Origin of the sequence: Sphingobacterium faecale, assembly GCF_016746095.1 — a bacterium.
GTDB classification, from domain to species: domain Bacteria; phylum Bacteroidota; class Bacteroidia; order Sphingobacteriales; family Sphingobacteriaceae; genus Sphingobacterium; species Sphingobacterium faecale.
Map to the genome: position 1 here is coordinate 647599 of NZ_JAERTY010000001.1, position 24021 is coordinate 671619.

At 40.8% G+C, this 24021-nt stretch carries 30 protein-coding genes; 18 read left to right on the forward strand and 12 right to left on the reverse strand.

Going from position 1 to position 24021, the window contains the following annotated elements; genetic code table 11:
• Window positions 1-27 precede the first annotated feature (27 nt).
• Window positions 28-1104, reverse strand: coding sequence for a biotin synthase BioB (gene bioB / locus JKG61_RS02560; RefSeq protein WP_202101417.1), 1077 nt, complete (start codon window positions 1102-1104; stop codon window positions 28-30).
• Window positions 1105-1438: 334 nt separating this feature from the next.
• Here bioB and JKG61_RS02565 point away from each other — a divergent pair, with 334 nt between their 5' ends.
• The 4 genes from JKG61_RS02565 (at window position 1439) to arsB (ending at window position 3953) form a co-directional block, all read left to right on the forward strand.
• Window positions 1439-1765: an ArsR/SmtB family transcription factor gene (locus JKG61_RS02565; RefSeq protein ID WP_202101418.1), complete on the forward strand. Its 327-nt coding sequence runs from the start codon at window positions 1439-1441 to the stop codon at window positions 1763-1765.
• Window positions 1766-1837: 72 nt separating this feature from the next.
• On the forward strand, window positions 1838-2293 hold the full coding sequence (locus JKG61_RS02570; protein ID WP_202101419.1) for a DUF6428 family protein: 456 nt from the start codon (window positions 1838-1840) through the stop codon (window positions 2291-2293).
• 12 nt (window positions 2294-2305) lie between these two features.
• Window positions 2306-2914, forward strand: a complete 609-nt coding sequence (locus tag JKG61_RS02575; RefSeq protein ID WP_202101420.1) for an arsenate-mycothiol transferase ArsC — start codon at window positions 2306-2308, stop codon at window positions 2912-2914.
• 7 nt (window positions 2915-2921) lie between these two features.
• Window positions 2922-3953, forward strand: coding sequence for an ACR3 family arsenite efflux transporter (gene arsB, locus JKG61_RS02580; RefSeq protein WP_202101421.1), 1032 nt, complete (start codon window positions 2922-2924; stop codon window positions 3951-3953).
• Window positions 3954-4239: 286 nt separating this feature from the next.
• Here the strand turns inward: arsB and JKG61_RS02585 are convergent, their stop codons facing one another.
• The gene (locus JKG61_RS02585) at window positions 4240-5250 is read right to left on the reverse strand and encodes a PDDEXK nuclease domain-containing protein (RefSeq protein ID WP_202101422.1); all 1011 of its coding nucleotides are present in this window, start codon (window positions 5248-5250) and stop codon (window positions 4240-4242) included.
• Between the two features lie 166 nt (window positions 5251-5416).
• On the reverse strand, window positions 5417-5767 hold the full coding sequence (locus JKG61_RS02590) for a hypothetical protein (protein WP_202101423.1): 351 nt from the start codon (window positions 5765-5767) through the stop codon (window positions 5417-5419).
• Here JKG61_RS02590 and JKG61_RS02595 point away from each other — a divergent pair.
• Together JKG61_RS02595 and JKG61_RS23245 are read left to right on the forward strand one after the other, a co-directional pair.
• Complete coding sequence (locus JKG61_RS02595; RefSeq protein ID WP_202101424.1) at window positions 5742-5900, forward strand: hypothetical protein; 159 nt, start codon at window positions 5742-5744, stop codon at window positions 5898-5900. The two genes, JKG61_RS02590 and JKG61_RS02595, sit on opposite strands and share 26 nt — an antisense overlap.
• A complete protein-coding gene (locus JKG61_RS23245; protein ID WP_202101425.1) occupies window positions 5893-6144 on the forward strand; it encodes a helix-turn-helix domain-containing protein in 252 nt (83 codons plus the stop codon). Before JKG61_RS02595 ends, JKG61_RS23245 begins: the two co-directional genes overlap by 8 nt.
• A gap of 20 nt (window positions 6145-6164) precedes the next feature.
• Here JKG61_RS23245 and JKG61_RS02605 read toward each other — a convergent pair whose 3' ends face one another.
• The 5 genes from JKG61_RS02605 to JKG61_RS02625 form a co-directional block, all read right to left on the reverse strand.
• Window positions 6165-6731, reverse strand: coding sequence for a DUF6624 domain-containing protein (locus JKG61_RS02605; RefSeq protein ID WP_202101426.1), 567 nt, complete (start codon window positions 6729-6731; stop codon window positions 6165-6167).
• Window positions 6732-7001: 270 nt separating this feature from the next.
• Entirely contained in the window at window positions 7002-7868 is an 867-nt protein-coding gene (locus JKG61_RS02610) for a transglutaminase-like domain-containing protein (RefSeq protein ID WP_202101427.1), read from the reverse strand.
• Window positions 7869-7889: 21 nt separating this feature from the next.
• Complete coding sequence (locus JKG61_RS02615; protein ID WP_202101428.1) at window positions 7890-8333, reverse strand: GNAT family N-acetyltransferase; 444 nt, start codon at window positions 8331-8333, stop codon at window positions 7890-7892.
• A 39-nt stretch (window positions 8334-8372) separates the two neighbouring features.
• Window positions 8373-8960 carry an ORF6N domain-containing protein gene (locus tag JKG61_RS02620; RefSeq protein WP_237249347.1) on the reverse strand — a complete coding sequence of 196 codons (588 nt, stop codon included), beginning with the start codon at window positions 8958-8960 and terminating at the stop codon, window positions 8373-8375.
• Between the two features lie 83 nt (window positions 8961-9043).
• Window positions 9044-9304, reverse strand: coding sequence for a helix-turn-helix domain-containing protein (locus tag JKG61_RS02625; protein ID WP_202101429.1), 261 nt, complete (start codon window positions 9302-9304; stop codon window positions 9044-9046).
• Window positions 9305-10326: 1022 nt separating this feature from the next.
• On the opposite strand from JKG61_RS02625, the gene JKG61_RS02630 reads away from it, so the two are divergent.
• From JKG61_RS02630 to JKG61_RS02640, 3 genes are read left to right on the forward strand one after another with little or no spacing between them, the layout of a single operon-like run.
• Window positions 10327-11067, forward strand: a complete 741-nt coding sequence (locus tag JKG61_RS02630) for a TlpA family protein disulfide reductase (protein ID WP_202101430.1) — start codon at window positions 10327-10329, stop codon at window positions 11065-11067.
• Window positions 11068-11075: 8 nt separating this feature from the next.
• Window positions 11076-14264, forward strand: coding sequence for a SusC/RagA family TonB-linked outer membrane protein (locus JKG61_RS02635; RefSeq protein ID WP_202101431.1), 3189 nt, complete (start codon window positions 11076-11078; stop codon window positions 14262-14264).
• 10 nt (window positions 14265-14274) lie between these two features.
• A complete protein-coding gene (locus JKG61_RS02640) occupies window positions 14275-15633 on the forward strand; it encodes a RagB/SusD family nutrient uptake outer membrane protein (protein ID WP_202101432.1) in 1359 nt (452 codons plus the stop codon).
• Window positions 15634-15667: 34 nt separating this feature from the next.
• On the opposite strand, the gene JKG61_RS02645 is transcribed toward JKG61_RS02640, so the two are convergent.
• Complete coding sequence (locus tag JKG61_RS02645) at window positions 15668-16072, reverse strand: hypothetical protein (RefSeq protein ID WP_202101433.1); 405 nt, start codon at window positions 16070-16072, stop codon at window positions 15668-15670.
• A gap of 269 nt (window positions 16073-16341) precedes the next feature.
• Window positions 16342-17343, reverse strand: coding sequence for a helix-turn-helix domain-containing protein (locus JKG61_RS02650; protein WP_202101434.1), 1002 nt, complete (start codon window positions 17341-17343; stop codon window positions 16342-16344).
• A gap of 308 nt (window positions 17344-17651) precedes the next feature.
• Here JKG61_RS02650 and JKG61_RS23045 point away from each other — a divergent pair, with 308 nt between their 5' ends.
• From JKG61_RS23045 to JKG61_RS02670, 5 genes are all read left to right on the forward strand, one after another.
• The gene (locus JKG61_RS23045; protein ID WP_262896187.1) at window positions 17652-17780 is read left to right on the forward strand and encodes a hypothetical protein; all 129 of its coding nucleotides are present in this window, start codon (window positions 17652-17654) and stop codon (window positions 17778-17780) included.
• Window positions 17781-17853: 73 nt separating this feature from the next.
• Window positions 17854-18813: a hypothetical protein gene (locus tag JKG61_RS02655; protein WP_202101435.1), complete on the forward strand. Its 960-nt coding sequence runs from the start codon at window positions 17854-17856 to the stop codon at window positions 18811-18813.
• 41 nt (window positions 18814-18854) lie between these two features.
• On the forward strand, window positions 18855-19913 hold the full coding sequence (locus tag JKG61_RS02660) for a sensor histidine kinase (protein WP_202101436.1): 1059 nt from the start codon (window positions 18855-18857) through the stop codon (window positions 19911-19913).
• 15 nt (window positions 19914-19928) lie between these two features.
• Window positions 19929-20714: a LytR/AlgR family response regulator transcription factor gene (locus tag JKG61_RS02665; protein WP_202101437.1), complete on the forward strand. Its 786-nt coding sequence runs from the start codon at window positions 19929-19931 to the stop codon at window positions 20712-20714.
• A 42-nt stretch (window positions 20715-20756) separates the two neighbouring features.
• Window positions 20757-21074, forward strand: a complete 318-nt coding sequence (locus JKG61_RS02670) for a MerR family transcriptional regulator (RefSeq protein WP_202101438.1) — start codon at window positions 20757-20759, stop codon at window positions 21072-21074.
• A 170-nt stretch (window positions 21075-21244) separates the two neighbouring features.
• On the opposite strand, the gene JKG61_RS02675 is transcribed toward JKG61_RS02670, so the two are convergent.
• On the reverse strand, window positions 21245-21448 hold the full coding sequence (locus tag JKG61_RS02675; RefSeq protein ID WP_202101439.1) for a hypothetical protein: 204 nt from the start codon (window positions 21446-21448) through the stop codon (window positions 21245-21247).
• Between the two features lie 16 nt (window positions 21449-21464).
• Between JKG61_RS02675 and JKG61_RS02680 the strand changes: the two genes are divergently transcribed.
• From JKG61_RS02680 to JKG61_RS02695, 4 genes are all read left to right on the forward strand, one after another.
• Window positions 21465-22115: a DUF6266 family protein gene (locus tag JKG61_RS02680; RefSeq protein ID WP_202101440.1), complete on the forward strand. Its 651-nt coding sequence runs from the start codon at window positions 21465-21467 to the stop codon at window positions 22113-22115.
• A 74-nt stretch (window positions 22116-22189) separates the two neighbouring features.
• On the forward strand, window positions 22190-22735 hold the full coding sequence (locus tag JKG61_RS02685) for a DUF6266 family protein (protein WP_202101441.1): 546 nt from the start codon (window positions 22190-22192) through the stop codon (window positions 22733-22735).
• A gap of 5 nt (window positions 22736-22740) precedes the next feature.
• Window positions 22741-23145, forward strand: a complete 405-nt coding sequence (locus JKG61_RS02690) for a DUF5675 family protein (protein WP_202101442.1) — start codon at window positions 22741-22743, stop codon at window positions 23143-23145.
• Between the two features lie 60 nt (window positions 23146-23205).
• The gene (locus JKG61_RS02695; RefSeq protein ID WP_202101443.1) at window positions 23206-23394 is read left to right on the forward strand and encodes a hypothetical protein; all 189 of its coding nucleotides are present in this window, start codon (window positions 23206-23208) and stop codon (window positions 23392-23394) included.
• Between the two features lie 236 nt (window positions 23395-23630).
• Here the strand turns inward: JKG61_RS02695 and JKG61_RS02700 are convergent, their stop codons facing one another.
• Window positions 23631-24017: a hypothetical protein gene (locus JKG61_RS02700; RefSeq protein ID WP_202101444.1), complete on the reverse strand. Its 387-nt coding sequence runs from the start codon at window positions 24015-24017 to the stop codon at window positions 23631-23633.
• Window positions 24018-24021: the final 4 nt, after the last annotated feature.

Consider the following 24021-nt stretch of genomic DNA (forward strand, 5'->3'; position numbering starts at 1 on the left):
ACTGATGTATTAATACAACAAGAAATGCTACATTTTAGCATTTTTTTCTTTTTCTATATTTCTCGTAATAACGTGTCCCGGTCTTGTCCATTTTGGTTTTTCGCCCAATGTCTGGTAGCAAGAGTTTTCAGCTTCCGTTGTTTGTGGCTGTGGCAGTTTCTCAAAGGGTTTCTGTGGGACCAATCCCAGTTCCTGAAATATTTTCATGTCCTCATTCACGGCGGGATTAGGTGTGGTCAGTAACTTGTCTCCGGCAAAAATAGAATTAGCACCTGCAAAAAAACACAACGCTTGTCCTTCTCTGCTCATTTGCGTGCGGCCCGCCGAAAGTCTCACCTGAGTCTTAGGTAATAAAATACGTGCCGTGGCAACCATTCGTACCATTTCCCAGATCGATACAGGTTCCATTTCTTCCATTGGCGTACCTTCTACAGCAACCAGCGCATTGATAGGCACCGACTCAGGCTGAGGACAAAGGGAAGCCAAAGTGATTAACATGTCAGCACGGTTTTCAATGCTTTCCCCCATACCGATAATGCCTCCGCTACACACGGTTATATTCGTTTTTCTTACATTATCGATGGTCTGCAAGCGGTCATTATAGCTTCTTGTGGAAATGATTTCTTCATAGTATTCTTCTGAAGAGTCGATGTTATGGTTATAGGCATAGAGCCCAGCTTCTGAGAGGCGTCTTGCCTGGTTTTCGGTAATCATCCCCAACGTACAGCAGACCTCCATATCGAGCTTATTCAATGTTCTGACCATTTCCAGCACCTGGTCGAATTCCGGGCCATCTTTTACATTCCTCCATGCAGCACCCATACAGATCCTTGAACTTCCTCCTGCCTTTGCCCGGAGGGCTTTTGCTTTGACCTGTTCTACACTCATCAATCCTTCAGCCTTTACCTGTGTATGGTAGCGGGCAGCTTGAGGGCAATAAGCACAGTCTTCGGGACAGCCTCCCGTTTTGATGGATACTAAGGTTGAAATCTGTACCTTATTGGGATCATGAAATTCTCTGTGGACTGTCGCCGCCTCGTAGAGCAATTCCATCAGCGGTTTGTTGTACAGTTCAACGACCTCTTTTTGTGTTAATTTTTTCATCTCATCCGTGTTTTTAATGACTATTTGTTCTGTGATCCTTTTCAAATGCTCCGAGGGAAATGTTTTTAATTATCTAACAATGGATGCAAAGGTTATAGATTATATCTTGTCTGTGGTAGTCCGATTTAAATAAAATGAATAGTCCGGTAAATATTAACAATAAATAAAAAAGAGCTATTACCTCGGATTGCAGGTACATGGACTTGTTGGGGTTGCGTTCAGCTTTATTTCTTTTGATCGTCTTGAATTGTTGCCTGCTGTGAATAGAAAAGAATTATTTCTTTGTTTTTTAAAATATACATCGTAATATTGCGATGTATTAGATGGTGTAAAAATGGGAACTACTAAAACAAGTCACTTCACTGAGGATCAGAACCGAATTGCCAAGATTGCGAAAGCATTGGGACATCCAGCCCGTGTCGCCATAATAGAATACCTATTAAAGGTTAATACCTGTATCTGCAGTGACATCGTGGACGAGCTGCCGTTAGCTCAATCGACTATTTCGCAACATCTCAAAGAGTTAAAGAGTGCAGGACTTATTAAAGGTGAAATAGAAGGCGCATCTATATGTTATTGCATTGATGAGAAAACATTCCAAATACTCAAAAGCTATTTTTCAAATGTCGTGCTAACAGTTAATAATCAAAAATGCTGTTAGACCAATAAATTACATATTTTTTTACGTTCAATTCCATCGTTATATTACGATTGATTAAAAGTTGTAAGTACCATGAAACTATCAGAAATCAAACAAATCCTGCCAACATTAGACAATGTTGAATTCCAGTTAGAAGATGGAACATTTGTGCCAGCACACTTCCACATTACCGAAGTAGGGCAGGTCAATAAGCACTTCATCGATTGTGGGGGTGTAACGCGGACGGAAAATACTGTCAATTTCCAACTATGGAATGCTGATGACTATGAGCACAGGCTAAAGCCAGGCAAATTATTGCATATCATCGAACTTTCCGAAAAGAAACTTAATATCGGAGATTTCGAGATAGAGGTTGAATACCAGAGCAGCACCATAGGTAAGTATGGTTTAGACTTCAATGGCAAAACATTTGTTCTGACCAGCAAGACCACTGCCTGTTTAGCAGAAGATGCCTGCGGCATTCCTAGTCGGTTGAATGTCGTCGAGTCTCCTTCCAATAGTTGTACACTAGGTTCCGGCTGCTGCTAATCCAATATTACGATGTATTCAAAGTTAGCCGATACAGTTTCATTCATTCAGGCATCGGGTATCAATCAAGGGCGTAAACCCATCTTACAGCCCTTGGTTGAATACATACAGCAAAAAGTAGATGCCAACGTCGATATCAACATCAACTTTATCTGCACACACAATTCCAGACGCAGCCACCTATCCCAAGTTTGGGCACAGATTGCAGCAGCACATTACAAGATACAGCGCGTCAGATGCTATTCCGGTGGTACCGAAGAAACAGCAATGTTTCCTAAAATAGCAGAAACATTCCAGGATGCGGGAATTCAGGTCGATATCATTTCTACCGGAGCAAACCCAATCTATGCGTTAAAATATGATAAGAATGCACATCCGATAATAGGATTCTCTAAGAAATACGATGCCCCATTCAATCCAGAGTCCGGGTTTGCGGCTGTAATGACCTGTTCACAGGCCGATGGTGCGTGTCCTTTCATCACTGGAGCCGAAAAGCGGATACCTATTACGTACGAGGATCCTAAAATCTCCGATGGAACTGATCAACAGGATGAAGTATATGAAAGTAGGAGCCAAGAGATTGCTGCGGAAATGTTTTACGTATTCTCACAGATCAAATAAAATAGCTATGCAAGTAAAAATGAAGTTTCTAGATAGATATCTCACCCTTTGGATTTTCATAGCCATGGGTATAGGGATATTGATCGGTAATGTTTTTCCAGGTATTTCGGAAGTAATGGACAGAATGTCTATTGGATCCACAAACCTCCCTCTTGCCATTGGCCTGATAATAATGATGTATCCACCATTGGCCAAGGTCGATTACAACCTATTACCTCTGGCCTTTAAGGATCAAAAAGTACTCAGTCTATCGCTCATCCTCAATTGGCTTGTCGGTCCTGTACTCATGTTCATACTTGCTATAGTCTTTTTAAGAAATGAGCCAGATTATATGGTCGGCCTCATACTTATAGGGCTAGCTAGATGTATTGCCATGGTTATCGTATGGAATGACCTAGCTAAGGGGAATAGAGAATACGCAGCACTTTTGATAGCGCTCAACAGTGTTTTCCAAGTATTATTTTATAGTCTGTTTGTTTGGTTTTTCATCAATGTGCTGCCTGCTTATTTAGGCTTTGCAGAATACTCCATTTCGATAGAAATGAGCGAAGTCATTAAAAGCGTATTGATATACTTAGGTATACCGTTTTTAGCAGGCTTCTTGAGCCATAAATACCTATCTAGGTTAAAAGGCGAAAATTGGTACAATAGAAAGTTTATCCCCTTTATATCACCATTCACCTTATATGCCTTACTGTTTACCATTGTGTTGATGTTTAGCCTGAAGGGCGAGCAGATCGTACAGCTCCCTATGCAGGTTGTCAAAGTCGCCATACCCTTAATTATCTACTTCGTACTCATGTTCTTTGTCAGCTTTTTTATTAACAAATCTATGGGGGTAGACTATGATAAAAACGCAGCCATATCATTTACTGCCACCGGCAACAATTTTGAGTTGGCCATTGCGGTAGCTATAGCCGTTTTTGGGATACATTCACCGCAGGCATTCGTTGGTGTCATAGGCCCATTGATAGAAGTACCTGTACTGATCCTGTTAGTAAGGGCGAGTTTATGGCTCCATAAGAAATACTACCGTTAAAATTGGTAGTACATTATCACTCCTTTTACCCAGTTATCTGAAAACATGGATTGGACACTTTTTAAGTATTTTACGTTACTTTAGCTAATCAAAACTAATAGTTCCACATAAACTCGTTTTAAGAGAGAGAGTTGACTTGGAGATATCCGAAGAATATTTAGATTACCTCATTATAGTAAGCTATTTGACGAATACGTCGATAATAGTATTAAAGCACACGGGCATAAAGGCATAGTCAATTTAACTATCATCGGACATTTATCAGCAACAGCTTTTTTTATTCCTCCTAGCCATAAGCTACCCCCTGCTCTCTGAGTACATTTTTCTCCCGTTCTATTTCAACTTCGAGTTCTTCCTCCGTTGGGAGGTAAGGTAAATATTTGCTTGCAAATAGTTGCTTATTCTCGTTCAATACAGAATATTTAGCAATAGTACGATCTGTTTCCGTACAGAGCAGTAGTCCTATGGTGGGGTTGTCATCTTCTTTTCTTTCCAGATCGTCAAACATACGGACATACATATCCAATTGCCCGATATCCTGATGTGTGATTTTCTCTGTTTTTAACTCAACGATCACAAAACACTTCAATATATAATTGTAGAATACCAGGTCGATAAAAAAGTCTGATGTCTCGGTACGGATGTGTTTTTGACGTGCTATAAAAGCAAACCGCTTACCTAGTTCTAATAGAAACTGCTGGAGATTGTCTATTAGTGATTGTTCAAGTTGTCTCTCCGTATAGGCACGATTACTAGGAATGTTCAGGAACTCCAGTACTGTGGGATTACGTATAAAGTCACGGTTATCCGGCTTTATGTCCTTTGTATTTTCAGCCATTTCATCAACGACAGGCTGTTTATTTGTTGAAGACACCAAACGTTGGTAGTAGAGCGTATTTATATTACGTTCCAATTGCCGTACACCCCAGTTTTGTTCAGCAGCTTCTTTCAGATAATACTTTCGTGCATTAGTATCAGTGACCCTTGTAATAGTCCGAATATGAGACCATTCCAATTTGGCACACGCGTGTGCCAAATCTTCCCAAATAGGAAAAGTCAGATAACATTTACGGATATCTCTCAATGTCCGGGTACTGAATCCACTTCCTAGGGCATTTGATAGATTCTGCAGTATTTCTGTACCATAAGTAGCTCGATCCTGTCCCCGCTGTTCTTTTTCTACGATACGTTTCCCTATCTCCCAATAGCATTCTATCATTGTGTAGGAAGTCGTGGCATAGACTTTTTCTCTTGCCTTATCCAGTAGGAGCTTTATTTCTTGAGCAAATTCTTTCATAGCTTTCATCAATTAAAAATTGACCTTGTTTTTTATTTCACTACCTCGAATTCTTTTTCTTGCAGATAAGCATCAAATATAATAAAGAATTCTGTTAGAGATATTTTCTTATTTCTATGATGGGTGTTTTTCTTTGCTTCGAGTTAGAATACAGGGTAAAATTGTTCTATTTGTCATTACCACGGATCATTTTGGGGATTATTTTTATGTACAGCAATTCGAATAGGATTTCTACTACTGTCTGTGTGACTATAACGACAGCCACCAATTGATTGTCCGGTGCAGGTAGAGCAAGTGCCAATGGAAGGACTACCAATGAATTTCTAGTGCTCGAAGAAAAGGCCACGGCTCTAGATTGAGTGGTCGACAATTTAAATATCTTCGAAGAAAGGAGACCGGCCAAGGGAGAGACTATCGCGAATAGGATATAAATAGGTAATACATCATAGATAGGCTGCGGGTTGGTGCTCAGTGTTCTGATCTGTGATGCTATGACTACGAAAAAGGTTATCGCCATAAAAGGAACTGGGAGCCAGCTGGACAGGTCCATCATCTTACCACCTATACGCGTAGCTTTTGAAGCCCACTGCGTGATCAGCGCTGAAGCGAAAGGTATTACGTCGGGGCCTGTCCCAGCAGCGGGTGGCTGATGATCTCATCATCACCCGGTCGAGGTACGCCAAGTACGAAGAGGGGGCTTCAGAGCCACCGATAGAGTTGCTGCGTATATCGCGACACTTTCACGTGTCAATCGGCCTACTAGTGAGCGCCGATCTTCAATGGTTTCGGATAGAGGAGCTGTTGAAGCTACGGGATTATCGGATAGTGCTGCCTGTTAAGGACGGGGTAATAGGTGATTGGATTAAAGTGTTATCTGACAGGTTGTTAGTTTAGCTTGTGCATGTATAGTTATGTTATTTAATCCAGCCTGTTTTTTTTCTCCATTCATTATAAGTAGGGTTGTCGTTATCTATCGATTCAATGTCGTGGATAGGTGGTATATTTTTAATTTGAGCTTCACTTAGTGGTGGTAAACCTATTTCTATGCGATATTTATTTAAATTGGCAATATTTTCAACAGGGTAAGGTGTATCTATACTGATCAGTTGGGTTCCGTATTTTTGAGGCTTACTTTGATACATTAAGATCCGGTCATGTAGATAAGCAATGTTTTCATTAGAAATATCTTCCTTATTTTTTAACATTACGGTATAACAATGGATCATAAAATCAGGATCTCCGATAGAATGTTGTATAATAAGCCATGCCGCTCCACTTGCTTCATGCCCGACTTTACTTATTGTAGGATAACCTATTTTTTTAATAATCGTCTTTAATGCTTGACTATTACTTTTGTGAACTGCTTCCATTTCTGGATTATATCCCTCAGAGAGTTTACCTTGACTAAGCAGCTGTTCTCTTACGGCTAAATCATTTTCAGCTAATTGAATTAATTGTGTAGCTATCTCCTTGTATAACATAGAATGGAAAATTGAAATGTTGTATAAAGGTATTTAATACGCAATAACTATCCCAAATGTATTTAGTTAAATATAGCCGTTGTGTCAGCAAAGGTTATCTTGTATGTTATTTACTAGTTGCTTTTGGGGAGTATCTCATGTCAAGGGCTTCATTGTGAATATACTGCTCCATGCTTAATTATAAGGACTGTATAGACAATAGCTATAGGGGCGCGCTATCTTGGGGGGCAAAACATTCGAAATGTGTTATCACGATAATATTCTTCCATTTTAATCAACAACTTTAGTTTTGATTGATTCAAGGACCTCTATAGGATCACCCCAATATTTGTAAGCATAATAATGAAAATTTTGGATCGCGGGGTTTGTTCTGTTGGACGTTAATTTAACGTATGCGTTTTCTAGTCTATTAAACGAAGTCGAGGTAGGGTCTACTACCCTCCAACCCAATTCAGGTATATATACCTCTGCCCAGTTATGTTTAGACATAGCGACGTTATAACCGATCATGTAACCTTCTATAACCTTTGCCGGGATATCGCTTGCTCTACACAGTGCCACAAATAAATCAGCAAATTCTGTACAGTCGCCATGCCCTGCTTCTAAGGCTTGTAATGCACCAACATCCTTAGGATTATATCCGCTATATTTCAATGATTTCCGTACGAAATTATATATGCTCTGTACCGTTTTGAGCTCAGAATTCTTTTTTAACAAAGCCGCCTGTTGAATTATAGCATCTTGATCCGATTCTAAATATTTTTCTGCTACCAAATACACACTTTGATTTTTGCTGATTGCCTGTGGTTTTTTATTCGAAGAATCATTAGATATTACTTTCAGATTCGCATAAATCTCAAGTACAAAATTCCCTTCAATAGAGTCAATAACAAACTCGACCATACGATCACCATTCTGCTTGTATACTCTGTTGGGAGGTATGTTATATATCAAAGTGTCCACGTGCTGAATGTTGTCTATATGCTGTGGGATAAGACAGCTCATGTTTATTTTCTTAGTACCTGGCTTTACATTGAAAGTATACTCCGCTAAGTACTGAACGTTTTTAGTCTTTTGCGCAACAACATAAAGTGAAAATGTACAGCTAATCAAAAGTGTTAGAATAAGGTTTTTCATATATTGTTTTTTTTTCGCTAATCATAACGTATAATTATAAAATTTCGAAGTGCTTTCCTTGAAGCCTATTTCTTCATATAACAATTGCGCTGGATTATCATTAGCTGTACTTAAAGAGACTCGAGCACAGTTTTCTTTCTTAGCTAGTTCGAGAACTTTGTTTATTAGCATTGTAGCAACTCCTTGCTTCCTTTCTGAATTCAATACATAAAGATCATTTAATATGTAGGTTTTCTTTAACGATGCTGATGAGAAAGAAGGAAAGAGTTGGGTAAACCCAATTATTGTTTTATTTCTTTTCGCAAAAATAATTACGGATTCGTTGTTTTCAATCCTTTCTTTCAAAAAACTGATCGCTTTTTGGGTATCACGTTCCATCCCGTAAAACTCTCTGTAAAGTGTGAAAATGGGTTCTAGTTCTGCTACGTTATCTACTGTCGCGAAATGCAATATGGCTTCTTTCATAATTTTCCTGTTATTATAATAAGTCAGGAGTTCAGTGCTTTATTTTCCTCCGACCTTAAATCCTATTTCACCTTTTGAGTTTGGCTTGGTCACCGTTCTTTCTTCTTTCTCCTGTAGTCTGTCAATATACTCAAATAGCAATTCGATATTCTGGTCGTGGCCTTTTTGTTTTTTTGAAAGCTTTTCTATGGCGAGTCGCATTTCTGTTAGTTCATGCTGTATCCTTGAGTTATCGGTAAGGAATTGACGCAGTTTAGTGAATACTCGCATGATCTGTATATTAACTTGTATAGCTTGTGCGCTTTTTAGTACACTTGACAGCATGGCTACACCTTGTTCAGTAAATACGTTGGCTAAGTACTTGCTATGACCTCCTCTTTTGTTTAAGGTCACAGTTTGTGACCTTAAAGAACTATATTCTTCCTGTGTTAGTTCAAACATAAAGTCCGGAGGGAATCTAGCTATGTTTCTCTTTACAGCTTGGTTTAATGCTTTAGTTTCTACTCCATAAAGCTCTGCCAAATCCCGATCCAACATCACTTTTTGATCTCTGAAAAGATAAATTCTGCTCATCAGAACATCTTCCGGATGCAAGTTTTTTATTTCTGAATGGTTGCTTTTACTCATAATTCCCCGAGGTTATAATTGGTTTTAGTAAGTGAATCCTACTTCATTGTTTCAGCTTCTTTTTCTTGCAGATAGGCTTAATTTTAATATTCAATTGCCAATTCAGGCATAAAGTCTTTAGGACTACAACTCAATAAAACTGCTACTTTATTTAGCTGGTCATAGGTATACATACTGGGTGATTTTTCTGTCTCAATTTGGCCGATATAACCAGGAGTTACCCCTAAATGTTTAGCAATCTTAGCCTGGCTAACTTTATTCTTTTTCAATTCCCTTATATTTCTGACTAGTTTAACTATTTCCCACTCAAATTTTGTTTTAGGATTATTATTTTTTTCTGTCATTTTGATTAAAAATTTGCTTAGTTATAACTAAGTGTGTATATTTGCTTAGTGATTGCTTAGTGATTGCTAAGTTTTGTTAGCGCAATGTTTAATTTATACGTCTTAAAATTAGACGTAGAGTTAACTTTAAATATCTAGGTGTTTTATAACACTTTAAATATTGACGAGTCTCCAACTTTCCACTTGGTACCTGGGAAGGAGGCGGTAAGGTTAGCTCATTTCCTGCGATTATTATATCTTTGTATAATAATGTGGGGGTGAGCCTTGCTGAGTAGCCGCTTCCAGGTACCAAATTCTGACGCAAAACATTTGTCTAGCGTAAAAGAGTGGCGAAACGCAAGGTCTCATCCTTTACGTTATGTAAGTAGGGTCTCGTTCACATAAACTTTAAAAATTATGAGAACGAAAACAAGAACCAACAAAAAACATTCGACACCGATATCACATCGGTCATCATGGTATTCCCAATTTTTACACATAAAGAACGTTCCGCCCTCGCCGGAGTAACGTAAAGCAATAGTTAACAGAAAAGGGATAGGAGAGGTGGTAAAATATGTCGTCATGCCGAGCGTAGTCGAGGTATCTAAAAGCTATATATTTAAACCTATATAGTTAATAGACCTCTCCACAAGGTCGAGGTGACGTTTACTGTCACTAGGTCTCCGATGTGTTTGTTAAAAAAACTTACCTTTCGCAATGACGGTTTTAAAAAAACGTCAAAGCCCTTTTCTGTAATCCGACCTCTTACATATGGAAACACTATTGTTTGCACAGGTTAGAAATCGGTTACTATCTATTTAAATTCGTACCTTAAAGATAGTATAGATTTTAAGTACAAGCAAATGTTGTGTGTTTTAATTTTATTGCTTTGCGATAATTTGGAGGTCGGTACTTTTATTTATTTCTAGAATGGATGGTATAAAACCGATTATAAACCAATACTAACCGCAAGATCCATTCAGAAATCACACTGGATTTTTGAATCTGCAATGGTGTCTTACCATTGCATAGTATCCTAAAAAATGAAGAATTTTAATAGGGCTGGGAGAGAACTGCCCTTTGGACAGAGGTGTGTCCGACCACTGGCGGATGAACGAGTTAACATATTATCCCGAAGTAAATTCGGGACCGAGGCAAGTTATCAAGACAGTTCTGATTGCCCAAAAGAAAGAAATAATATATATAGACTGCTTCTCCCGCTTGGGCGGTATCGCAGTGACGTGGTGTTTATGATATTCTGTGTGTTGTTTAGTGGCTTTTTGGGTTCTCCTGCCTATGGGCAGGAGGCCGAAGGCCTAAACAAAGTAGAACCGATTATTATAGGAAATAAAGTGCCTGATGAATTCTGGACGAAGGAGCATCTTTTTTATGTGAATGGAGATACTATTCGTAAGACACTAGAAGAGCATAAAGGTAAAATATTAGTGCTCGATTTTTATATGACTGGATGTGGAGTTTGTTTAATTCACCAAAAAGAAATCGAATTTTTTAAAGCAAAATATCCTACTGATTTAGCTGTTGTAATGGTGAATAGTAAAAAGGCGAAAGAGGATTACAATAAGATAAATAATCTTTTTAATGCAGGGTATTTTATAAGATTTGGTATAAATTCTTTCAAAACAATTATTGAAGATAGTTATCTAGAACAACTTTTTCCTTACGGTGGGTTTCCAGGTTATTTTTGGATAAACCAACAAGGTTATTTGCAAACCTATACTTATAGAAATCTTTTAGACAGAAACTATTCGGCACCATTTCTATAAAATAAATTATGAAAAATATTTTAACACTCACCTTAATAGTGTTTGCAACGTCATTGCAGGCGCAGATAAAATTGATAGGTCAGGTTGTAGACAGTACGGGGCATTCTGTGCACAATGCTTCTATTGAAGTACTTGGTACAACGATTAAAGCGGTTTCAGATATAAATGGAGGATTTTCTTTATCGCTAAGTAAAAACCAAGGTAGATTATTAATCAAGCATCTACAATATGACAATAAGGAATTAAGCTTTGACAATACTGATCGCCCGATCTTAGTAGTATTGAAGCAGCATATGCGGAAGATTGACGAAGTGCAGGTGTCGACTGGGTATCAAACGTTATCGAAAGAAAGAAGTACGGGTAGTTTCGAATTTGTCGATCAGAAGACATTAGAAGCAAGATCTACATACGGTATTATTGAAAAATTGGAAGGCCTCGTTCCTGGATTGCAATTTGATAATCGCACAGGTAAATCTATTCTTAATATAAGGGGGATTGCTACGCTTAACAGTTTGCAGATACAGCCCTTAATTGTATTGGATAATTTTCCTTATCAAGGAGATCTATCAAATATTAACCCGAATGATATTGAATCCGTGACCATACTCAAAGACGCTGCTGCATCAAGTATTTGGGGAGCTCGGGCTGGTAACGGCGTAATCGTGTTGACGAGTAAAAAAGCTCAAGAGTCAGAAAAATGGGCCTTGTCCTATTCGGGAAATATAAATACTGCTGCACGTCCTAATCTGTATGGGCGTAACCGTATTTCAACGAATGATTTTATTGATGTTGAATTGTTCCTTTTCAATAATAAATTCTATGACGCGACTTATAACAATACAAGACGTAATCGCTATGTGTTTTCTCCGGTAGTGGATATGCTGTATAAGAATAAAAACAACACATTGAGTGATGAGAACCTTGAGCGTGCTATAGCAGAATTGAGGGGAGTCAATTACTTGGACGAATTGAGTAAAGAAATCTACCGACCAAGTTTACGTCAACAGCACCATATCTCCTTGACATCTGGAACTCCAAAGTTGTCAAATTTGATAGCAATTGGGTATGATTATAATAAGGGACAGCGAATCGGCTCGAATGATAGTCGATTTACGGCTAAAATATCTAATAGGTATAAGATTAATGAAAAAATAGAGACAACAGTTGGATTTAATTATTCGAATCAATCAGATGACGCTTATCTAGAGGTTATTAATGAGACTTACCAAACGGGTGGAGGTAAGGGGTTTATCTATCCTTATGCACGATTGCGTGACGAGTATGGGAATGCTTTGGCGGTACCGAGAGGATACAATCTAGAGTATATTGAAAGTTTAGCATCTACACCATTGTTAGATTGGCGATATGTCCCTTTAGATGATCTTGGCTTATCCTACTCTAATGGTCGTCAGAATTATGTTCAGGGGCAGGTAGGTATTGAACTTAAGCCACTCAAGGGTTTCAACATGTCAGGTACATATAATTTTGAAAGGCAGTTGCTGAATAGTACGGCTATTAATGGAGAGGAATCCTATTATGTCCGTGATATGGTTAATAAGTTCAGTCAGGTCAATGGGAATCAGATAATATATATATTACCCCAAGGGGCCATTCGTTATTCTGAATCTGCTGAAATGCAGTCACATAATTTAAGAGGGCAGGCAAATTATTCTAATATGTGGAAGGAACATCAGATCACTCTATTGGTTGGGAGCGAGCTCTCGCATCGGGAGACATTTGCCAACGGATTTAGATCCTATGGCTATGATGTGAAGAGAAAGACAAGTATACCAGTTGATTATGTGAATTCTTATCCGATTTATGGTGGTTTAGGTAGTTATTCACGTATACCTAGTGGAGATTTATTTAATAGTTCTATACAGCGGTTTGTTTCTTTTTATGGCAATATAGGATACAACTATAAGAGTCGCTATGGGTTGAGCTTTTCAACAAGAAAGGATGCTTCGAATATTTTTGGCGTGAAAACAAATGACAGATGGAATCCTTTATGGTCCGCAGGAGCAAGTTGGACGTTAAGTGAGGAACCATGGCTGACAAATGAAAAATGGATTGATAGATTAGTCCTTAGGGCTACTTATGGACATAGCGGAAACTCTGGTGGGGGAGCTAATCCACTACCTACCATTTATTATGTGCCACCATCCTCAAATAATATATCTTTACTCCAACAGGCTGATGTAGCCCGGCTTTCTAATCCTAACCTTAAATGGGAGGACGTAGCAACGAAAAATTTAGGCTTAGATTTTTCATTGTTTGATCGTGCTGTTTCTGGACAGGTACAGTTTTATCATAAACGATCTACAGATCTTATCTCGGAGGACTTTGTAGATATTACAACAGGACTCTCAACGATTATCAAAAATGTAGCATCAATAGATGGTAAAGGGTTTGAGATCAGTCTTGCAACAACATATAGTTTTGGAGGATTTAGTGGAAAGACTACTCTACACGGTACAAAAAGTCGATCTGTAGTAAAAGTATTTAACGGTAATATCGGATTGGGCAGCACTTATGCAAATGGTAATAGTACAGCGTTGACTCCTTTGCCTGATAAGGAATTATACCCCGTGTTTTCATATCGTTTTGCAGGACTTAATCCTGATAATGGAAACCCTAGAGGTATTTACAATGGGGAAGTTTCTGAAGACTATGCCAAGTTATTATACGATTCGTTGCAGAATTTGAACTATCATGGTACAGCTTTGCCACCTTATTATGGCTCGTTGATTCAAGAACTAAATTGGGGAGACATTAATTTAAGATTTCTGATAACCTATAAATTTGGACATTATTTTAAGAAAAGCACCATCAATTATAATGCATTGTTCACTAGTTGGTCAGGGCATACTGACTTTGAGCAAAGATGGAAGCAGCCCGGTGATGAATTATTTACAGATATACCATCGATGATTTATCCTGCAATAGCAAATCGAGACAATTTCTTTGGATCTTCAGATGCAAACATTTTAGAAGGGGGAGTAATCAGGATTAAAGACATTCGACTGTCATACAGACTCCAGTTTAAATATGGCAAAAATACATTACGAGGTCAGGTATTTGCTTCTACTAATGGCGGGAAACCGCTATGGGTCCAGAACAAGTATGGTATAGATCCTGAATATATCAATAGACCTCCGCAAAAAGTTTATAGTCTTGGTATTAGCCTGAATTTTTAAAAATAGCATAATGAAAACAATATATTTAGTTACAGGGCTTTTAATAGCTTTTAGCCTTATCTCATGTGAAAAGTTTCTGAGTGAGAACGCATCAAATGTTGATGGTATACCCAATAGTTTAAAAGACCTTCGTTATCTTTTGGACTATGAACGAGATGTCAATCTGTTTTATCCGGCAACTTTAGAAGCGGGTACAGATGATTATTGCCTTAATGAACAGGGTTTTAATGGTCTTCAGGAACGTTTTAAGGGGATCTACATTTGGCAAGACAAGGGATTAAGCCAAAGTAATTGGCTTGTTCCATATCGTTTAATTACTCGCGCCAATATTGTACTAGAAACATTAGAAAGATTGGACGATAAAAATCCAGTTTTACGAAAACAATTGGAAGGGGAAGCTTTGTTTCTACGTGGTACCGCATTTTTCTATCTAGCTCAATCATTCTGCCACCCCTATAGATGGGGAAAAGACAATCGAGGCTTAGGATTGGTGTTACGACTTGATTCTGATGTCGAAATCGTAATTCCACGAGCATCATTGGAGGATACCTATGTACAGATGTTAACCGACTTAAAAAACGCATTGGATCTCCTTCCTGAATATTCCGAATATATTACAAGGCCAAATAAGTCTACAGCTGCTGCTATGCTCGCGAGGTTATACCTTGCTATAGAAAACTATGAAGATGCAGAAAAAATGGTAGATATAGCACTTTCATTTAATGATAAGTTATTGGATTATAATTCGGTTGATAGTTTAGCAGCTTATCCATTTACTGTGAATGGCAATCCCGAGCTGATGTATATAGCTGGATCGTCAGATGCAGGTAATTATACAATGGGGCGGAATGCCTTTGTTGCACCAAAAGCATATGAATTATATGAACCAAATGACTTAAGGAAAGTAGTGTGTTTTGAGAAATCACTAGAAGGCGTGAAATTTAAAGGAAGTTATTATGGTACGGATGTTGGTTATTTTTCGGGAATTGCTGTGAATGAATTATATCTTATAAAAGCAGAATGTTTGGCTCGAGGTAAAGAGCTTGCTAATTCTACAGATTATTTAAACCAGCTCCTTCAGAAACGTTATAAAGTCAATGGTTTTATAAAATTAAGTTTTAATAATTCAGACGATTTATTAAAAAGAATACTATTGGAAAGGAGGAAGGAGTTAATATTCAGAGGAATCCGATGGATGGATCTGAGGCGATTGAATGCATATCCCGAGCATGCAATTACATTGGAAAGAGAAATAACTAGGAATAGCATCGCTGAAACTATCAGGCTTGAACCCAATAGTTTAGAATATACTTATTTGATACCTATAGAGGCTGTGAAATTCGGTCATTATGAACAGAATCAGAGATAATGAAAAAAGGAGGAACGCTGCTCCTCCTTTTTTGTTAAAGGTTTTTGAAAGCTAATACCGCTACATTTGTAGTTGGTGTTGAGCTCAATGATGTTTGTGCTCTATCAATCAGGTGCTCGATAGTTTGATCATTGTTTGTAACCGGGTCAAACATTTGCTCTTGCAGATCTGGTAGCCCGTTGCCATCATCAGGGGCCGTAATCGTACAGATTTTTTTCTCAATTGTACCACAAGGTGGATCTGAAAGTTGTTGTAGGACATAGTTTTCTGGATTTGTAGGGTCACTATCCACTGTTTCAACAAATCGCCATGTTTGAAAGCTAAGTGTCTTTCTAGATGTTTTTTCAACAACGCTGGCTTTAAATGACATAAATGTCAAGCTTAATGCAATCGCCAAGCCTCCCAAGGCCATTGCATAATTTTTAATGTTTTTAAGCATGATGCTATAATTTAAATGTTTATAATTTTTTGTTCCCTTCACCTCAGAGAGGAAATGGGTGTTTGCTATCCTGTTGCTATCTTATTTTTCTGTACGTTGCCTAAGCGCTATCTAGGGATAGTCGTAAGTGTCTTTTGGCCGATCCGCCCTTCGCTCTCAAGCCTTGCCTTAGAGTTCCGATGTTAGTTGGTTTTGATAACGCTAAGGTACATCGGTGTAGGGAGTTTGATTTCGGGAATCCGAGCTTTAGGATTTCGGATTTTTGAAAATCATTGTCTTTTTCTTTTTTCAGATAGTATTTTTTGATAATGGGCCGGCCGTTGATCGGTATACTTTAAGAAGTAGTCCGAAAAGCTGCTCAATTGATGGAAGCCACAAAAATTACTGACCTCACTCACACTGTACTCTACCAGAAGCAACTTGGCCTTGGCCAGCAGCAGCTCATCCCGATATTGCAATAGCGTCTGTTGATAGTATTTCTGATGTACACGGCGTAGATACGGAGCGCCGACCCCGAGCTGCTTGTGGAGCTGTCCGATGCTAAGGGTGCTAAAGGTTTGGTGGATCTGATCGGCTATCGCCAGTCGGGCCTTCTTGGCCAGCTCTTTGCCTTCATGGAGTTTTTCATATACCTCAAATTGTTTGTACTCCGCGATGTCAAAAAATGCATATACAAGTTTGATCACCTCACCCTCATTGTTTTTCTGAAAATTGAAGAAAACAGTCTCTATACGGGAGATCTGGAATAGGGTACGATCTTTAATCGGCCAAGAGTCACTCTGGTACAGGAGTTTCTTATTATGGTCACGATGTTTTCTGAACAGCATCAGGAAATGATCCTCCCGGTAGATGATCTCGCGTACGATACCAATATTGATCAGTAGACCGTATACAAGGTAACATCCCGCACGTAATTCTATATGTACGGTCGCTTTGGGGATATAGATATAGCTGGCCTGTCCCTGGACAAAGCAGGCCTGCGATGGATGTGGTGCTGTGCGATGGATAAGCACTTTGGCAGTGGCCTTTACAGGATATACGAGGTGGTAGTCGGCCTTGTCGCAGGCTAATGGTAGGCTGTAAGATGAGGTCAGTATAGCCTGGATACGATAGAGCATGACCTGGTGATAGTCTATGTATTCTTCGATGAGCTGTATGCCATCGTCTGCATAGCGTTGGAGGGTGGAATCTGCCAGCTTGGGCAAGAATCCGGAAGCGTCTCCTTCAAAATGGTCGACAGGGGGTAGCTCAAAGTGAAATGTTTTCTTCATCCGTGGAGGCTCCTTTCTTGAGTATCTGTGTCTATGATTTGTCTCTGCAAAGCTCTCGACTTTATACGGCATCTGTTCATATTACCCGCATTATGCCATTTGCCTCCCTTCAGACTTCATTTGCCTCAGGTTTGTGGCTTAGAAGGTATAAAGGAAGTGGGCAAATAGTGTTATGGTGATGCTGGATAGGAATACTTAGTCTTTTAAATAATCTTTGTTACTGGATCGATCGCTAGCCTTCAGCGCCTGAAGCCGTAAACCCCGTGCGAGACTGGGATATGGTTGGATATTAATCAATATATGTGACTATGGAAGTACAATCTTTTATAGAACTATGTGGGCTCTCGGATACTTCTCCACTGTCGTTGGACGAGTTACTTCTTCTTGCAGAAGATAGAGAACCTGTTTTGAAATGCGATATCGTATTTCCGTTCTAAAAAATAAGACCAATGGTATACGGGAAGCGCTGGCTTCCTGTATACCCATTTATAGACCTTTAATAAAATTGATATGTTTGATTGTAATGCTATTGCGCAGCAGTATGGTGAAGCCTATTGGCGCGAGTTTGCTTTCTTCTCGGCCAATGTACAGCAGGTACTGGGCGTATGCGACACCGCTGTACAGTTTGAGCTGTATACGGCGACCAAAGAATTTGGCAAGCGACAGGCGATGCTCGATCTACGGGAGGTACTGGATCATCCAATTCTGGATCTGGGTGATCTGCTACCTATAGCGCCATGCTTTTTGGCGACTTTTCACTATGGCTATTATAGGCTGCTGCCCTTATTGTTGCTGCAACAGGGACGCAGGATCGCAGTCATTGTATCTGATGATGCGCTGGCGGACCAACAGCTTTATTATGCTACGGTGATGGAACAATGCTGGGCCGACACATTGGTATTTGTCAGAGCAGAGGATACCCACTTGTTTTTTAAGATACGGAAACTGGTAGCTCGGGGCTATGATATACTCTGCTATATGGATGGGGGCACTGGAGTGGGACGGGATCATGCTCCCGATACAAAATATACCAGGATCAAGCTGGCAGGTGCTGCAGTGCGCGCACGCAAAGGTGCACTGGATATGGCTTATCTATTGGCACTCCCCGTGTATATGCTCCGATCCGAAGTGGATCCAAGGACCGATATCGTGGCCCTGTCTATAGAAGCTATAGGCACAAGGGATAGGGCCATATCGCGGGAGACGTTTGTGGTGCATACCTTGCAGAAGCTGTACGATGCATTAGGACGGGCTATACAGTGGGATTCACGGCAATGGGAGGGTTGGTTGTATATGCATCGGGATATGAAGCCGCAGTCCCAATTGGATTGCTTCGAGGATCAGTGTCGTTTTATTCCCTTTCAGCTCTATGGAGGATATTTTTTGTTGGACAAGATGTGCTATGGCATATATCCGCTGGATGGGAGACAATATGCTATAGCATGGCAAAAGTTTGGGTACTGTGCCTAAAACTTTGTATTTTAATGTTTTATACCAAATCTAAACGCTGTATGAAATACTTGATCTTGACCTCTTGGCGGAGACATCTCAGCTATTGGGCTATATATGGGGCCTATTTTTACCTGATCAATTCGCTTACCAATACCAGTTTTTCGTTGATCAGTCTAGCGTTGATGTTGCCTTATTTTGCATTCGTTTTTTATACCGTGGTGTATCTGTTACGGCGGTATTTCGCCCCTAGGCGATACGTGCAGGGCGGACTGCTGCTGTTGCTGTTTTACGGAATATCGGGCTTTTTGGTGTACAGCGTCTTATACGGACAGCTCGGGATCAACCTTATTCACGGTCGGTATATCCTTCGGGACTATGCGTTTGAGTGGAGGCAGTTTGTGCAATCGCTACTGGTGATGCATGGCCATTTCAGTATGCTGGCATTTCTCTATTTTCATTATCAGGGCAAGTTGAAGGCTCTGGAGGATCAACTGGCAGAAAAGGAGATGCGTATGGAGGCCGAGGAGGAGAAGCAAGAGTATGAGTACACCGCATTGGCAGCGCAGGTCAATCCACATATGATGGTTAATGTTTTTCAATCTTGGGAAGTACAGATACGGGAAGTCGATCCGCTGATGGCGTCCCAGTTTGGAGGGATGTACCAGCTTATGAAATTCTATATGAAGGCTCACGAGCCGGGTGGCTCTAAGATGATCCTGTTATATGATGAGCTCGAGGCTGTAAAAAATTACCTCCAGCTGCAGCCCCGTCGTATGGGGGTCGATGCACATGTCGCTATCGAGGTCATAGGCAATCTGTACCGATTTGCAATACCGCCTACGACTGTACTCACGCTGGTCGAAAATGCTTTTAAGCACGGAGATATCGGGAGGAAGGAACAGCCGCTGAGGATTTCGGTCTGCTGTGACCAGCAGGGCTACCTGGTGCAGGTAGAAAATCAGAAAAGACATGGACTGTCTGCGATGATAAGCCACGGTCAAGGGCTACATAACCTAAAGCGACGGTTGGAAATAGCATTCGGAAGCCGTTCGGATTTTAAGGTCAACGATACTGCGGAGACGTATGAGGCAGTGATTAGAGTCAATTATACCGCTTAACTTAATTATAATGCTATGAGAATATGGAGCGCGGTCATCGTGGATGACCAACGGGCAGCTATCGACAATCTGCTCGAATTATTATCGGATATCGCTTATATCGAAGTGGTGGCAACATTTGTCAACGAACGCGATGCGCAGCGTTATCTTCATGTCAATCAGGTGGATTTTTTGATACTGGATGTTGAATTGCTCAATACCGATGCCTTTAGTTTTTTACAGGGACTTGCTAATCCGAGGATCCCGACGATCCTGTACACTGGATTTGAAAAATATGAAGACCAGGGGTATACGATGGATCTGGTCGATGTCCTGCTGAAGCCGGTCTCCAAGTCTCGATTGATGGGAGCATTGCGGCGTGTCAATAACGAGCTTCAGAAGAACTTGTCGGCAGATGAAGACGATCTGTATGGAGGGTATGAGTTCTTTCAGGTCAAAGGTCCCCTGCGCTATGAAAGGAAGATGGTGTGGTTCCGGGACATCGTCTATATAGATACAGCCGCCTCAAAAGTGCGGATACACTTGGTCTGCGGCAAGATACTGGAGAGCAATGCGACATTCAAGCAGATCGTGGAAAGGCTGCCGCAAAAGTGGTTCAAACAGTGTATACAGAATGTGGCGTTCAATATTAATTTTTACCAGAAATACGCAGGACGTAAAGTGGTACTCAATCTGTTGCGTAAGAAAAAAAAGAGAGAGGGGGATAACGTGACTATGGTTGAACAATATGTAACAGTGCCCGTAGGGGCAAAGGATATTTATCTGGACTTTTATAAATTCCTGGATAATAACGCTGTTTGACAGCGATAGGTTGTTTTTACTAACGCTTAATTATAATGAATTATGAATCCTAACAGAAAATTTAAAAAGTACCCTAGACATGATGGACAGGTACTGCACGCGTTGCATCTCCTTTACAAGCGCCTTCAGCGCATCGAAAAGAATATGGAAAAGTCTGCAGACATCCCGCCGAAAGAACAGATGACCTATCGCGATCGAGATTATGTCTTGGATAGGGTAGGCATCAGCGATCGTACGTTGTTGCGTTTCCAGCGCTTGGGATTGATCCCCGTGGCCAAGCGTATCAAAGGCAAGTGCTATTATTATGAAGCCGATATCGAACGGTTCCGACGGTATTACTGGGACGGATCGGCACGATGAATAGCCAATGAAGAGCTGGTCAATAGCGATCTTACTTTGACCAGTCTCTTACCTCGGCCTTACTGATGTCTTACTGTGGCCTTACCATTTCCTTACCTCAGGTAAGGAAATGGTAAGGCGGTGGTAGGGCGAAGGTAAGGTGGAGATAACAGTCACTCCGAATACATTTCCTAGAAATTGGCCTGTTGGTCTACTGTTATTTCGGTGGCAATGGCAATGGCTGTACGCCACGTTCCGCCAATAGGTAGGGGGCCTCCCGCCATCCTCCCGTCAACCGTTGTACTGGTATAGGTATCTCTTTTTGTGGTGTTTATGTTTGTCCTGTCAAGCAACAATACCGGTATGCAAATCTTGGCAAACAAATATTTAATCATTAAAAAAGAAAACAAAATGGGAAGAATTCTCCATGGAGCCAACGGTGGCTTCAAAGGTAAGGCTGGGTCGGTGATCGGTAGCAGCTGGAAAAGTATCCACTACATCAAAGGGCTGTATAAAAAGAGCAGTAAGCCGGCGACCGAGGCGCAGCTGATCGTACAGGAACAGTTTAAGCTGTTGATGCGGTTTTTGCTGCCGATCAAAAATTTCTTAAAGGTGGGCTATGGTCAGAAGAAGGTGGATAAACTGACGCCGGTCAATGTGGCTTTTCAGTTCAACAAGCCCAATGTGATAACAGGCACGTATCCTGCCTTCGAACTCGATTATAGCAAGATCCGGATTGCGGACGGCAGTTATTATGCGGGAGGTACCAAGACGGCATCCTTTGATGCTGCGACAGAGGAACTGACGCTGACCTGGTCACCCGACAATAATGAGGTCTATGAGTCCAAGGACGATGATCTGGTGTATATCCTTGCTTATCACCCTGTAGCAGATGAGTTCTTGTCTGCTCCGACACTGCCAAAGCGAGTAGATGGTACGATCTCATTTGGGGTTCCGGAGCATCTGCTGGGCGAATCAGTACATGTATGGTTCTTCTTTTCGGATCGGACTAAAGTCAAGGTGTCGCGAAGCTCTTACCTGGGCGAAGTGACGCTGTCTTAAACAGTAGGGAGTGTGTCCGGAAAATAGGGTGTTCGGACCACTCCTTTTTTGAAATACTTATTATTTGTTGGAAAATGAATACAAAAAAAGCATCGGCCGAAGTGCATCGTATACGTACTAAGTTCGTGTTGGGCAACCGATTCTTAGCTCCTTTAGGACCGATTGTCAGTAAAGGATTCGGAATGAAAGCACAGCAGGGAAAAAGAAAGGGATGGACGCCACGCAATTTTGCATTGTCCCATCTGCTGCGGTTTGCTGTCATTGGATCCTATCCTGATCTACGGATAGACCCTGCCAAAGTGCTCTTGAGTGATGGTAATATTGAGGTGCCACAGGATGTCGGTCTAGAGAGCGCAGATCAACGGCTGATAGTATCTTTTGATACCTCTAGATTGACGGACTTCAATCACGATGACCGTGTGATATTGGTGGCTTATCAGATCGAAGATGGTGTAGCGATAGCTAATACAGAGCAGGCGCTAAGACGGGACGGACGCGTTGAACTGGATGTGCCCGAATACCTGTGGCAGCGTGAATTGCACCTTTATCTTTTGCTGTGTGACCGCGCAGGAACAGATTATTCCAGAAGTATGTATCTGGGAGAGAGAACGATCGGTTAAAAAAAATGAAAAATCAACACACCTTACATCTCCGGCGGATATACGGAGAGCGGGGAACAAATGGGACGATCTCGTATCAGGGCGAGGAGATCTGTCATACCATCGAATTGCCCTGGCGTAATAATATGCAGCGCATGAGCTGTATCCCTACGGGACGATACAAGCTCGTCAAGCGCACCTATACCAAGCACGGGGAGCAGATCGGTATCCCGAATGTACTGGGACGAGAAGCGATCCTGATCCATGCGGCCAATGACGCGCAGCGTGAGTTACTGGGCTGTATAGCTCCCGTGACCAGCCTCACAGGTGAAGGTACCGGCACGGAAAGCGGCAAAGCACTCGGCCAACTGAAAGCGCTAGTGTATGGACTGTGGGATATGGGTGGGGAGGTGTTTATAGTTATTAAGTGAGGGAGTTAACAAGTTATCTAGTCAACACGATCACACGGTAACAGGATAACAGTAAAAAAAATGCACAAAATCATCAAGAAAATAAGCCAGGCGGTACAGGTGTTGCTGCTGGCTCCGATAAAGCTACCGGGCAAGGCGCTGAATATTATCAAATACGTAGCTGTGGGATTGGGGGTGTTGGAGGCGGTTATGGAAAAGGAAGTTAACGAGTTATCGAGTGATGAAGTTAACGAGGATGAAGGAGATTAGAGGGGGACGAGTAAGCAGTTATAGAGGTTTCGTCTATGGCAGCGCTCGGCACATTGGTCAGTTATGTGATGTCGCGCTTGCTGGAGGGGAGGAGAGAGTAGTTGTTAAGAGTTAATGATAAGCAAAATGTAAATGTTATCATGGTGAAGAGTGATGATAGTTAATAGGAAGTAATCGGTACACGGATACCTAGCTTTTGGAACAGCCCTCGAGATGACGAATGGGGGCTGTTTTTTTTAAGCTTCATCATAAGGTAAATCGTCTGGATTTACGTCGATATAATCAGGTTGCGGAAGAATAGCTAGTCGAAAAGCTTGTACAGACGATAATCCTTCCAAATATGCTTTTACAACGCGATGCATGCCATCCATCAATTTGCCTTCTGGACAAATTAGAATAGGATAAGCAAGATCCGCTTCTTTTATTAACTTCATGTGTTCGGCAATGGATCGGCATGTAGGCGAATCGCCCTCATCGCTATACCAGTAGGTTTCGTTGAATTCGTTTATTTCATTTAAATGAATTGTTTCGGGGTGGAGACCTTGCGTTAACTGAATCAGTCTTTCGACATCCCATGCATAAAGTTGCTGATTAATCTGACGAAAATGATATTGCTTCCTCATCGCT

What these genes read in the sequence shown, in the direction of transcription:
- bioB (WP_202101417.1), bottom strand. Translation starts at nt 1,104, where the DNA reads ATGAAAAAATTAACACAAAAAGAGGTCGTTGAACTGTACAACAAACCG.
- JKG61_RS02565 (WP_202101418.1), top strand. Translation starts at nt 1,439, where the DNA reads ATGGGAACTACTAAAACAAGTCACTTCACTGAGGATCAGAACCGAATT.
- JKG61_RS02570 (WP_202101419.1), top strand. Translation starts at nt 1,838, where the DNA reads ATGAAACTATCAGAAATCAAACAAATCCTGCCAACATTAGACAATGTT.
- JKG61_RS02575 (WP_202101420.1), top strand. Translation starts at nt 2,306, where the DNA reads ATGTATTCAAAGTTAGCCGATACAGTTTCATTCATTCAGGCATCGGGT.
- arsB (WP_202101421.1), top strand. Translation starts at nt 2,922, where the DNA reads ATGCAAGTAAAAATGAAGTTTCTAGATAGATATCTCACCCTTTGGATT.
- JKG61_RS02585 (WP_202101422.1), bottom strand. Translation starts at nt 5,250, where the DNA reads ATGAAAGAATTTGCTCAAGAAATAAAGCTCCTACTGGATAAGGCAAGA.
- JKG61_RS02595 (WP_202101424.1), top strand. Translation starts at nt 5,742, where the DNA reads ATGACTACGAAAAAGGTTATCGCCATAAAAGGAACTGGGAGCCAGCTG.
- JKG61_RS02590 (WP_202101423.1), bottom strand. Translation starts at nt 5,767, where the DNA reads ATGGCGATAACCTTTTTCGTAGTCATAGCATCACAGATCAGAACACTG.
- JKG61_RS02605 (WP_202101426.1), bottom strand. Translation starts at nt 6,731, where the DNA reads ATGTTATACAAGGAGATAGCTACACAATTAATTCAATTAGCTGAAAAT.
- JKG61_RS02610 (WP_202101427.1), bottom strand. Translation starts at nt 7,868, where the DNA reads ATGAAAAACCTTATTCTAACACTTTTGATTAGCTGTACATTTTCACTT.
- JKG61_RS02615 (WP_202101428.1), bottom strand. Translation starts at nt 8,333, where the DNA reads ATGAAAGAAGCCATATTGCATTTCGCGACAGTAGATAACGTAGCAGAA.
- JKG61_RS02620 (WP_237249347.1), bottom strand. Translation starts at nt 8,960, where the DNA reads ATGAGTAAAAGCAACCATTCAGAAATAAAAAACTTGCATCCGGAAGAT.
- JKG61_RS02625 (WP_202101429.1), bottom strand. Translation starts at nt 9,304, where the DNA reads ATGACAGAAAAAAATAATAATCCTAAAACAAAATTTGAGTGGGAAATA.
- JKG61_RS02630 (WP_202101430.1), top strand. Translation starts at nt 10,327, where the DNA reads ATGAAGAATTTTAATAGGGCTGGGAGAGAACTGCCCTTTGGACAGAGG.
- JKG61_RS02635 (WP_202101431.1), top strand. Translation starts at nt 11,076, where the DNA reads ATGAAAAATATTTTAACACTCACCTTAATAGTGTTTGCAACGTCATTG.
- JKG61_RS02640 (WP_202101432.1), top strand. Translation starts at nt 14,275, where the DNA reads ATGAAAACAATATATTTAGTTACAGGGCTTTTAATAGCTTTTAGCCTT.
- JKG61_RS02645 (WP_202101433.1), bottom strand. Translation starts at nt 16,072, where the DNA reads ATGCTTAAAAACATTAAAAATTATGCAATGGCCTTGGGAGGCTTGGCG.
- JKG61_RS02650 (WP_202101434.1), bottom strand. Translation starts at nt 17,343, where the DNA reads ATGAAGAAAACATTTCACTTTGAGCTACCCCCTGTCGACCATTTTGAA.
- JKG61_RS23045 (WP_262896187.1), top strand. Translation starts at nt 17,652, where the DNA reads ATGGAAGTACAATCTTTTATAGAACTATGTGGGCTCTCGGATACTTCT.
- JKG61_RS02655 (WP_202101435.1), top strand. Translation starts at nt 17,854, where the DNA reads ATGTTTGATTGTAATGCTATTGCGCAGCAGTATGGTGAAGCCTATTGG.
- JKG61_RS02660 (WP_202101436.1), top strand. Translation starts at nt 18,855, where the DNA reads ATGAAATACTTGATCTTGACCTCTTGGCGGAGACATCTCAGCTATTGG.
- JKG61_RS02665 (WP_202101437.1), top strand. Translation starts at nt 19,929, where the DNA reads ATGAGAATATGGAGCGCGGTCATCGTGGATGACCAACGGGCAGCTATC.
- JKG61_RS02670 (WP_202101438.1), top strand. Translation starts at nt 20,757, where the DNA reads ATGAATCCTAACAGAAAATTTAAAAAGTACCCTAGACATGATGGACAG.
- JKG61_RS02675 (WP_202101439.1), bottom strand. Translation starts at nt 21,448, where the DNA reads ATGATTAAATATTTGTTTGCCAAGATTTGCATACCGGTATTGTTGCTT.
- JKG61_RS02680 (WP_202101440.1), top strand. Translation starts at nt 21,465, where the DNA reads ATGGGAAGAATTCTCCATGGAGCCAACGGTGGCTTCAAAGGTAAGGCT.
- JKG61_RS02685 (WP_202101441.1), top strand. Translation starts at nt 22,190, where the DNA reads ATGAATACAAAAAAAGCATCGGCCGAAGTGCATCGTATACGTACTAAG.
- JKG61_RS02690 (WP_202101442.1), top strand. Translation starts at nt 22,741, where the DNA reads ATGAAAAATCAACACACCTTACATCTCCGGCGGATATACGGAGAGCGG.
- JKG61_RS02695 (WP_202101443.1), top strand. Translation starts at nt 23,206, where the DNA reads ATGCACAAAATCATCAAGAAAATAAGCCAGGCGGTACAGGTGTTGCTG.
- JKG61_RS02700 (WP_202101444.1), bottom strand. Translation starts at nt 24,017, where the DNA reads ATGAGGAAGCAATATCATTTTCGTCAGATTAATCAGCAACTTTATGCA.